Source organism: Sphaerotilus sp. FB-3 (assembly GCF_023706025.1).
Taxonomy (GTDB): Bacteria; Pseudomonadota; Gammaproteobacteria; order Burkholderiales; family Burkholderiaceae_C; genus Sphaerotilus; species Sphaerotilus sulfidivorans.
The window spans coordinates 65,517-72,117 of the sequence record NZ_BQWE01000044.1 but is presented as its reverse complement, the minus strand read 5'-3'; the positions used below and the strand labels follow the sequence as shown (position 1 = coordinate 72,117).

General features: G+C 73.7%; 5 protein-coding genes. All 5 read right to left on the bottom strand.

Annotated elements, in window-relative coordinates:
* Window positions 1-650 (bottom strand): RNA-guided endonuclease InsQ/TnpB family protein (locus tag NFT33_RS15330; protein WP_251676650.1); only part of this gene is annotated, 650 nt, incomplete at its 3' end.
* Between the two features lie 32 nt (window positions 651-682).
* On the bottom strand, window positions 683-3,595 hold the full coding sequence (locus tag NFT33_RS15325) for an EAL domain-containing protein (RefSeq protein ID WP_251676648.1): 2,913 nt from the start codon (window positions 3,593-3,595) through the stop codon (window positions 683-685).
* Window positions 3,596-3,597: 2 nt separating this feature from the next.
* Window positions 3,598-5,334, bottom strand: a complete 1,737-nt coding sequence (locus NFT33_RS15320; RefSeq protein WP_251676639.1) for a FecR domain-containing protein — start codon at window positions 5,332-5,334, stop codon at window positions 3,598-3,600.
* Window positions 5,335-5,488: 154 nt separating this feature from the next.
* Window positions 5,489-6,343, bottom strand: coding sequence for a segregation and condensation protein A (locus NFT33_RS15315; RefSeq protein WP_251676637.1), 855 nt, complete (start codon window positions 6,341-6,343; stop codon window positions 5,489-5,491).
* Entirely contained in the window at window positions 6,343-6,543 is a 201-nt protein-coding gene (locus NFT33_RS15310; RefSeq protein ID WP_220784974.1) for a DUF3460 family protein, read from the bottom strand. Before NFT33_RS15310 ends, NFT33_RS15315 begins: the two co-directional genes overlap by 1 nt.
* Between the last annotated feature and the right edge of the window lie 58 nt (window positions 6,544-6,601).

Here is a 6,601-nt window from a genome sequence, read left to right as displayed (position 1 = left end):
ACTCGCTTCAGGTACTTCTGCTGCCGCTTCAGCGCATTCAGCGGCGCCACGCACTCACCGTCCGTCGTCGCCGCGAACAGCGTCACCCCGAAATCGATCCCCAGCGTTGGCACCAGCCCCACCGCCGGGATCACCTCCGGTTGTTCCACCTGGATCGACACGAACCAGCGGCCCCGCTCCTGCGTCAGCGTGTAGTTCCGAACCGATCCCTCGACCGCCTGCGACTGGCGCATTCGCACCCAGCCGAGTTTCGGCGGCTTCAATCGCTGATGCTCTTCGTCGAGCTTGCAATCCGAGGCTTTCGGGAACCGCAGCCCGGCATCCTGGCCGCGCCCGCGAAACCTTGGATAGCCGCCATTCCCCTCGAAGAAGCGCCGGTAGCTCGCCTCCAGCCGCTTGAGCGTCTGCTGCTGTGCCTGCACGGGGGTTTCGGCCAGCCACGCCGTGTCCGGGTCGTTGCGCCACGCCGTCAGCCAGCGGCACATCGCAGCAAAGCCCGCGAACTTCTCGCCCGCCTCCCTCAGCCGCTGCTGCTCGCCGATGGCCCGGTTCCACACCCAGCGGCACGACCCAGCGAACCGGCGCAGGGTGTGCGCGGTGCCGGGTGTGGGGCGCAACTGGAAGCGGAAGGCTCGAATTGACTCGACCACCAAGCCAATGGCTCGCTGCGCGAGCCTGCGCTCTACCTCCCCGCCCTGAAGGGTGGAGCTTCTCGCGCCTTCTGGTGAGGCGAGGGCGCGTCGGCGCGCAGACGCTCGGCCAGGAGCGCGGCCAGCGCGTCAGGCGGCAGCGGGTGCGCCAGCAGGAAGCCCTGCACCTGGTCGCAGCCCAGCTCGCGCAGCAGCTCGAGCTGGCGGGCGCTCTCCACGCCTTCGGCCACCACCGGCACCTTCAGGCCGTGCGCCAGCGCGATCGTCGCCTCGACGATCGCGCGCGAGCCGGCATGCTGCTCCATCGAGCCGACGAAGCCCGGGTCGATCTTGATCTGGTCGACCGGCATGTCGCGCAGATGCGCCAGCGAGGAGTAGCCGGTGCCGAAGTCGTCGAGCGCGATCTGCACGCCCATCGCGCGCAGCCGCTCGAGCAGTCCGCGCAGATGCTGCGGGTCATGCATCGCCGCGCTCTCGGTGATCTCGATCTTCAGCAGCGTGGCGGGCACCTGCTCCTGCGCCAGCCGTTCTGCCACCAGCTCGGGCAGGCGCGTGTCCAGGCACTGGCGCGGCGAGATGTTGACCGACACCGGCACCGGCGCCAGGCCGGCCTCGCGCCAGCGCCGCAGCTGCGCGATCGCCTGCGCGATGACCCGCTCGCCCAGCGCCACCGTCATGCCGCCTTCGTCGATCAGGCCGATGAAGCGCCCGGGCAGCCACAGCCCGTCCTCGCGCGGCCAGCGCAGCAGCGCTTCGGCGCCGACCGGACGGCCATCGTCCAGCGCGAACTGCAGCTGGTAGTGCAGCACGAACTCGTCCTGCTCGATGGCCTGGCGCAGCCGGGTTTCCAGACCGAGCTGGCGTGGGTCGGGTGGCGGCGCCGGATCGGTCCCGCCACCGGCGACGCGGTGGCCGCCGGCCGCCTTGGCACGGCCCATCGCGGTGCGGGCGCGCATCAGCAGCGTGTCGGCATCCCGGCCGTCCCGCGGCGCGCAGGCCACGCCGATGCTGGCGCCCAGGCCCAGCGCCAGTCCGCCGACCTCGATGTCGGGCGACACCAGCTCGAGCAGCTCCCGCGCACGCGCCAGCGCCGCGTCCGGGTCGCAGGCCTGGCGCAGCAGCATCACGAACTGGTCGCCGCCCCAGCGCGCCAGCAGCTCGGAGCGGTGGCAGCCGTCCTGCAGCCGGCGCGCCAGCCGCAGCAGCACCTCGTCGGCCTGCGCATGGCCGAGGTGGTCGCCGATGCGGGCGAAGCGGTCGATGTCGATGAACAGCAGTGCCAGCCGCGGTGCCGGCGCCGGCGAACCTGACGCGTCCGGCCCGACGGGCCCCGCGCCGAGCTGCTGCGTCAGCTGCTCGATGAACAGGCGCCGCTCGGGCAGGCCGGTCAGTCGGTCGTGCTGGCGGTCGTGCTCGATCTGGCGCCGTGCGCTCATCACCTCGCTCAGGTCGGTCAGGACCAGCACCAGCTGGTCGTCGCGCGGCGCGGGCAGGGGCTGGATCGAGGCCAGCAGCGGCCGGTCGGCCTGGCCGGGGTCGCGGGCGAGCCGCAGCGGCAGGTCCGGCGTCAGCGGCGCGGTCTGGTGCCGGCTGTCGTCGAGCGCCTGCAGCAGGATGCGACGGTCCAGCGCGGGCATGCGCAGCAGCGGCGCCAGCGCCCGTCCCGGTGCGGCATCGGCGCCGAGCCACTGGCGGGCGCGGGCATTGAGCTGGACGATGCGGCCCTGGCCGTCGAGCGAGATCACCGCCTCGCCCAGCACCTGCAGCGTGGCCAGCGCCAGCTCGCGTTCCTCGCGCAGGCCGCGCCGTGCGCCCTGCAGCGCCATCAGGCGCTCCAGCAGCAGCGCCAGGGCGCCCGCGCAGGCCAGCGTGCCGACCGGCAGCCAGAGCGCCTGCATCGTCAGCAGCAGCGTGGCCGCCGCGCAGGGCAGCAGCAGCATGCCCAGCAGCGGCAGAAGCGTGAGCAGCCAGAGCCAGAGGCCGCCGAGCGGGCGCACCAGCGTGCCCTGCTCGAGCGCGGCCTGTACCCGGGCCTGCCACTGCACCGTGCTGAGCAGATCGACCTGGCCGGCCCGGCCCGGGGTCGGCAGGGCCGGATCGATGCCGGTGGCGGTCACGCCGACCCAGACGCTGCGCCCGAGCAGCGCGCCGGCCCGCGCCGGATCACCGAGCAGGTCGATCGCGGAGATCTCGTGCAGCCGCGCCGGGCGGTCGGGCAGCAGGCGCAGGTCGTGGCGCCACCAGGGCAGGGTCGGATCCGGCTCTGGCGGCGGCTCGGTCAGCCTGCTGCCGGGGCTGCCACCACCCCCACCGCTGCCGGTGGCCGCGACCCGCTGCAGCGCCAGCGGCAGCGCCTCCCAGCGCTGCAGACCGCTGCCCGCCTGCAGCGCCAGTCCGCGGATGCGGCCGTCCGCGTCGATCGGTGCCTCGGCATGACCGAGTGCGGCAGCGCTGGCCGCCAGCAGCGGCAGCGGCTCGAGCACCCCTTGCGGCCGGCCCGAGCCGTCGCGCAGCGGCAGCACCGGCAGCACCACCCGGCCCTGGGCGCGCATCGCCGCGGCCAGTCTCAGATCATCCTCGGGCTGTCGCGAGGGCTCCGCGAACATCACGCCGTAGCCGATGGCCTGCACGCCGGCGCGGCGCAGGGTGTCGATCAGCTCGGCATGCAGCGTCCGCGGCCAGGGCCAGGGGCCCAGGGCCTGCAGGCTGGCATCGTCGATGGCGATGATGACCGGCCCCTCGGTGCCGTCTGCGGGGTCGGTCGCCTGGCCCGGCAGACGGGCCGACGCCAGCGTGGACACCAGGTCATGGACCAGCAGGTCGATGCGCACCCGCAGCGGCTGCGCCGGCCCCAGCAGGGCCAGGGCCAGCAGCAGCGCCATCAGCCAGGGCAGGCGGGCCGGAGCGGCCAGCGCGCGCAGCCCGCGCCAGGAGGTTCCGGTCATGCTCAGTCCCGGCCTGCCCGCAGCATCGGGCCGTGCACGAGGCGGGTGCCTGACCACGGCCCCAGGCCGCCGCCGGCCGGCAGCGGTCGCACCCGCACATGCAGCAGGCCGGCCAGATCGGGCGGGGGGAGCGGCAGCCGCACCTGGTCGCCGTGCCGGGGTTCGTCGAGCAGCACCTCGCGGAAGTCCTCGTCGGTGGCGATCTGCAGCTGCACCAGGGCTTCCGGCTCGATGCCGCGCCACTGCAGCAGCAGCCGGCCGTGCCCGTCGAGCTGCGGCTCGAGCAGCTCCGGCGCCGGCCAGGGCACATTGAGCGCGCGTGCCGGGCCGAAGTCGCCGGCCGGCCAGCATGGGCCGGCCCGGCTCGCGCACTCGAGCGCGGCGATGCGCCACAGGTGGCGCCCCGGGGGCAGCCGCGGCGCCTGCCACTGCGGTCGATCGACCTCGACCTCGATCGCCGGGCGGTCGTCCTGGGCCTCGATGCGCAGCCGGTAGCGGTCGGCACCGGCCGAGGCGCTCCACTGCAGCAGCGGCAGGCCCGAGGGCATCCAGCCCTCGTCAGGCGGCAGCAGCGGGCGCGGCGGCTCGACGGCGATGATCTCGACCTCGCGCTCGGCCGACAGGCCCTCCAGACCGTGCCGGTCGACACCGCGCACGCGCAGCCGGTAGGCGCCGGGCGGCGGCGGCTGCAGCTGCGGCAGCCGGCCGCTGGCATCCGGCATGAGCCGGTGTTCGGCGACCAGCCGGGGCAGGGGCGCCGCGGGCTCGGGCGACGCTGCATCGGCCGATCGGTCCAGCCACTGCAGCTGCAGCGGACCGGCGCCGGACGGGCGCGGCCAGTCGATCTGGCGCAGCCGGGTGACCGAGAGGCGCGACGGCAGGGCCGCCAGGTCCGGGGCCGGCAGCAGCGGCTGCGCCGGCAGCGGCGCGCCACCGGCTGCCGCGGCGACCGATCCGGTGGCGCGGCCCAGCGCGATCTCGCCAGCGGCATTGCCGAAGCCGATCTCGCCCTGGACCACCTCGGCCAGGCTGCCCTGGTCGGTGGCGCGGATCCGGAACTCGGTGCCCCGCACCACCGTGGCCGCCGACGGGGTGATCACCTCGAGGCGGGTGCCGTCGCGCTGCGGCGCGACCCGGCTTTCCAGGCCGCCGCGCAGCAGCTCCAGGCGCAGGCCGATCTGCGGTGTCGCGGGCGGTGCGGCCGGGTCGCTCGCAGGGCTGTCCAGGCTGCGCGACAGGGCCTGGCGGGCCCGCTCGGCATCGACCGGGCGCAGCAGCAGCTCGCTGTCGGGCCGCAGCAGCAGCACGCTGCCGTCGTCGACCTGCAGCGTCGCGCTGCCGTCCGCGCCGGTGCTCAGCACCTGCTCCGGGCCGAGCGTCATGCCCTCGCGGGCGGCTGTCCACTGACCGGGCGAACCCGCCGGCCCGGTGCGGACCTGACCGCTCAGTGCCAGCAGCCGGACCTGGCGGCTGTGCAGCCGCAGCCAGGGCACCGGAATGCGCAGCACCTGGCCGGGGCGCAGCCGGCTGCCCTGCAGCCGGTTGAGGCGGCGCAGGTCCAGCCAGCGCGCGGGATCGTTCAGGTGGCGCTGCGTCAGGCTCCAGGCGCTGTCACCCGGGCGGACGGTGTAGAGCAGGTCCGGCGTTGCCGCCTGCACGGCCGTGGCGCTGGCCAGGCCGGCGATCAACCCGCACAGCCCATGCAGCGCAAGGAGGGACGGCGTCGGCAGGCGGAGCATGGTCTCGGATCGTTCCTGTGGGTCGGGTGTGGCGGGTGCGACAGACCGTCGACCGGAACAGCAAGGTCGAGAACAGCACGCGGATCGCGCTGCATTTTTGCAGATTCATGTGAATATTGCACATCGGACGGGGACTTCCCGATGGATCCAGGGCTCAGGCCGGCTGCCAGCTCAGACGCACGTAGATCGGCGCGAAGGCCTCGGCCTGGGTGATCTCGAGCAGGCGCTCGCGCGCCAGCTCCAGCAGCGCGACAAAGGTGACCACCAGCACCGGCACGCCGCGCTCGATCTCGAACAGCTCGTGGAACTCGACGAAGCGCCGGCCCTGCAGCCGGCGCAGCACCAGCGTCATGTGCTCGCGCACCGACAGCTGCTCGCGGCTGATGCGGTGGTGCTGGGTGAGTCGGGCGCGGCGCACGATGTCGGCCCAGGCCGCGCGCAGCTCGTCGGCGCTGACGTCGGGGAATCGTTCGGCCGCCGCCTGCTCGATGTGGACCTGCGCGACCAGGAAGTCGCGCCCGCGCAGCGGCAGCTCGTCGAGCTGCAGCGCGCCGAGCTTGATGCGCTCGTACTCCAGCAGCCGGCGCACCAGCTCGGCGCGGGGGTCTTCCGGCTCGGCGCCGGGCTCGCCGGGCCGCGCCGGCAGCAGCAGCCGCGACTTGATCTCGATGAGCATCGCCGCCATCACCAGATAGTCGGCGGCCAGCTCGAGATTGCTGCGGCGGATCTGCTCGACATAGCCCAGGTACTGGCGGGTGACCTCGGCCAGCGGGATGTCGAGAATGTTGAAGTTCTGGCGCCGGATCAGGTAGAGCAGCAGGTCCAGCGGGCCCTGGAAGGCCTCGAGAAAGACCTCCAGCGCCTCGGGCGGAATGTAGAGGTCCTGCGGCAGGTCGAGCAGCGGCTCGCCGTAGAGCAGCGCACGCGCCGCGGGCGCTTCGGCGCTGTCGGGCGGGGCGCCGCCGTCGCCGTCGCCGGCGGTCTCGCCGGCAGCGGCTGGCACGCTCATCAGGCCTTGGTCTGGTAGACGTAGGGCTGCTGGGCCACGCGGGCGTCATTGAAGCCGGCCTGGGCGGAGCGGTCCTGCTCGCGGTCCCACAGCAGCGCGCGGCCTTCGCGCTGGCGCTGCTCGAGCTGCGGATCCTGCTTCTTCAGGCTCTCGATGAACTGGGTGGCGTCGGACTGATAGGGCTTCCAGAAGAGCGGCATGGCGGCAGGTGAAGGGTTAGAGTAACCCCCGATTCTACAAACCATCCTTGTCACTCAG

Coding starts and splice junctions, on each gene's coding strand:
- NFT33_RS15325 (WP_251676648.1), bottom strand. CDS start 3,595: ATGACCGGAACCTCCTGGCGCGGGCTGCGCGCGCTGGCCGCTCCGGCC.
- NFT33_RS15320 (WP_251676639.1), bottom strand. CDS start 5,334: ATGCTCCGCCTGCCGACGCCGTCCCTCCTTGCGCTGCATGGGCTGTGC.
- NFT33_RS15315 (WP_251676637.1), bottom strand. CDS start 6,343: ATGAGCGTGCCAGCCGCTGCCGGCGAGACCGCCGGCGACGGCGACGGC.
- NFT33_RS15310 (WP_220784974.1), bottom strand. CDS start 6,543: ATGCCGCTCTTCTGGAAGCCCTATCAGTCCGACGCCACCCAGTTCATC.